The sequence below is a fragment of the Actinomycetospora sp. genome (genome assembly GCF_055612215.1).
In genome coordinates this window covers 1-2,584 of sequence record NZ_JBVPVA010000404.1, presented here as the reverse complement: position 1 = coordinate 2,584, position 2,584 = coordinate 1, and the positions used below count along the sequence as shown (strand labels likewise).

Below are 2,584 nucleotides of genomic sequence, written 5' to 3'. Positions count from 1 at the left end.
CGGCGCGATGCGGGTCGCCGGGTTGACGGCCTCGGTCGCCGCGGTCACCGCGCCCGGGCGGGGCACCGGCTCGCCGCGGCGCACGGCCGCCACCGCGCGGGCGAACTCCCCGCCGGTGGCGTAGCGCCCGCGCGGGTCCTTGGTGAGGGTCAGCTCGATCAGCTGGCGCACCACCGGGGGGACGTCGGGCGGCAGCGGGGGCAGCGGATCGCGGATGTGCATCATCGCGACCGTCACCGCGTTCTCGGACAGGTACGGCCGGCGCCCGGCGAGGCACTCGTAGCCGACGACGCCGAGGGAGTACACGTCCGAGGCCGGGCCCGCGTCACCGCCGCCGGCCTGCTCGGGCGCGATGTAGTGCGCGGTGCCCATGACCATGCCCGAGCGGGTGACCGGGGCGGCGTCGACGGCCTTCGCGATCCCGAAGTCGGTGATCTTCACCTGGTTGGTCGGGGTCACCAGGATGTTGCCCGGCTTCACGTCGCGGTGGACCAGGCCGCGCTCGTGCGCCGCGTCGAGGGCGTAACCGGACTGCTCGAGGATGTCGAGGGTGAAGTCGACCCCGAGGCGGCCGTGCACCGAGAGCAGCTGCGCCAGCGGCTCGCCGCGCACCAGCTCCATCACCAGGTAGGCGACCGGCACCTGGACGGTGCCGTTGGCCGTCGTCCAGTCGGTGGTGGTCTCGCCGTAGTCGTGGACCTGGGTGATGCCGGGGTTGTTCAGCGAGGCGGCGGTGCGGGCCTCGGTGCGGAAGCGGTGGAGGAACTCGGGGTCGCCGGACAGCTCGGCCTTGAGGATCTTCACGGCGACGGTGCGGTCGAGGCGGGAGTCCTGCGCCTCCCAGACCTCGCCCATGCCGCCGATCGCGATGCGTCGGCCGATCCGGTAGCGGTCGGCGAGCAGGGTGCCCGTGGTCGGAGCCATCGAGCTACCTCCCTCCCTGCTGCAGGGCCGCGGCGACGACCGCGCGGCCGACCGGCCCGGCGACGGACGACCCGGTCGCGTCGTCGCCGCGGTTGCCGCCCTTCTCCACGATCACGGAGACCGCGACCTGGGGGTCGGGCACCGGCCCGAACACGTCGTACCAGGTGTGCGGCGGGCTGGTCTTCGGGGTGGGGCCCCACTCGGCCGTGCCGGTCTTCGAGGCGAGCTGGACGCCGGGGATCTTCCCGCCGCTCGTGCCGCCGTTCTCCGAACCGATCATCAGCTGCGTCAGTGTGGCGGCGGTGCTCCCCGAGATCGCCCGCGACCCCCGGTCGGGCGAGGTGGTGTCCACGACCGAGAGGTCCTGGCCCTGGATCTGGCTGACCAGGTGCGGCTGCATCGGCACGCCGCCGTTCGCGATCGTCGACGTGATCATCGCGTTCTGCAGCGGGGTCATCCGCACGTCGCGCTGCCCGATGCCCGACTGCGCGAGCGCCGCGCCGTCCCCGAGCTCGCCGACCGAGGACTCGGCGACCGGCATGGGCACGGTCAGGGCGGAGTTCTCCATGCCGAACGCCGTCGCCTGGGCGCGCAGCTTGTCGGCCCCGATCTGGTCGGCGAGCTGGGCGAAGGGCGCGTTGCAGGACTTCGCGAAGGCCACCGAGAACGGCACCGTGGGGCCGGAGCCGCACGCCTCGCCGTCGTAGTTCTCCAGGGTCGTGACGCTGTCGGGCAGCGTGATCCGCGGCGCGGCCGTCACCGGGGTCTGCGGGGTGATCGCGTTCGCCTCGAGCGCGGCCGCGGTGTTCACCAGCTTGAACGTCGACCCGGGGGGATAGGTCGAGCTGATGGCCTTGTTGATCAGCGGCGAGTCCGGGCTGTTCGGGTCGAGCGCGTTCCACGCCGCCTTCTGCGTCGGGCCGTCGTGGCTCGCCAACGGGTTCGGGTCGAAGGACGGCGTCGAGACCATCGCGAGGATCTCGCCGGTCTGCGGCCGGATGGCGACGACGCTGCCGCTGTAGCCCTTCGAGGCCATGGCCTCGTACGCGGCCTGCTGGACCTTGGGGTCGATGGTCAGCGCGACGTTGCCGCCGGCCGGGGCCCGCCCGGTGATGACGTCGGAGATGCGGCGCACGAAGAGCCGGTCGTCGGTGCCGTTGAGCACGGAGTCCTCGGCGCGCTCGATGCCGTTCGACCCGTAGACCTGCGAGTAGTAGCCGGTGATCGGGGCGTACATCGGGCCGCTGGAGTACTGGCGCAGGTACTTCAGCCGGTCGTTGGTCGGCACGCTCGAGGCGAGCACGTCCCCCCCGGCGCTGATCTGCCCGCGCTGACGGGAGTACTCGTCGAGCAGGACGCGCTGGTTGTACGGGTTGGACTTGTAGTCCTCGGCCTTGACCACCTGGACCCACGTGGCCTGTCCGAGCAACAGCACGATCAGGCCCATCACCACGAGGGAGACCCGACGCAGCGGGGTGTTCACTCTCGGGTCCTCCCCCCGTCGCCGTGCGCGCCCGGCTGCGACCTGCCGCGCGCCGGCTGTCCGGCCGGCGTCGCGTGCGGGGTGCCCTGGGGCGGGGTCGCGGCGTCACCGCGCGACACCATCTCGGTGTGCGCCTCCGCGAGGGGGGTGCGCGAGGCCTCGGGCGCCTGCCCCGGG

Annotated in this window: 3 protein-coding genes; all 3 read right to left on the bottom strand. The window is 72.9% G+C overall.

Annotated features, from left to right (window positions below; all coding sequences use genetic code 11):
* Positions 1-924 (bottom strand): serine/threonine-protein kinase (locus AC0CYZ_RS11475; RefSeq protein WP_472215363.1); only part of this gene is annotated, 924 nt, incomplete at its 3' end.
* A 4-nt stretch (positions 925-928) separates the two neighbouring features.
* The gene (locus tag AC0CYZ_RS11470; RefSeq protein WP_472215361.1) at positions 929-2,407 is read right to left on the bottom strand and encodes a peptidoglycan D,D-transpeptidase FtsI family protein; all 1,479 of its coding nucleotides are present in this window, start codon (positions 2,405-2,407) and stop codon (positions 929-931) included.
* Positions 2,404-2,584, bottom strand: a 181-nt coding sequence (locus tag AC0CYZ_RS11465; RefSeq protein WP_472215359.1) for a hypothetical protein, incomplete at its 5' end; no start/stop codon positions are given. The genes AC0CYZ_RS11470 and AC0CYZ_RS11465, both read right to left, overlap by 4 nt.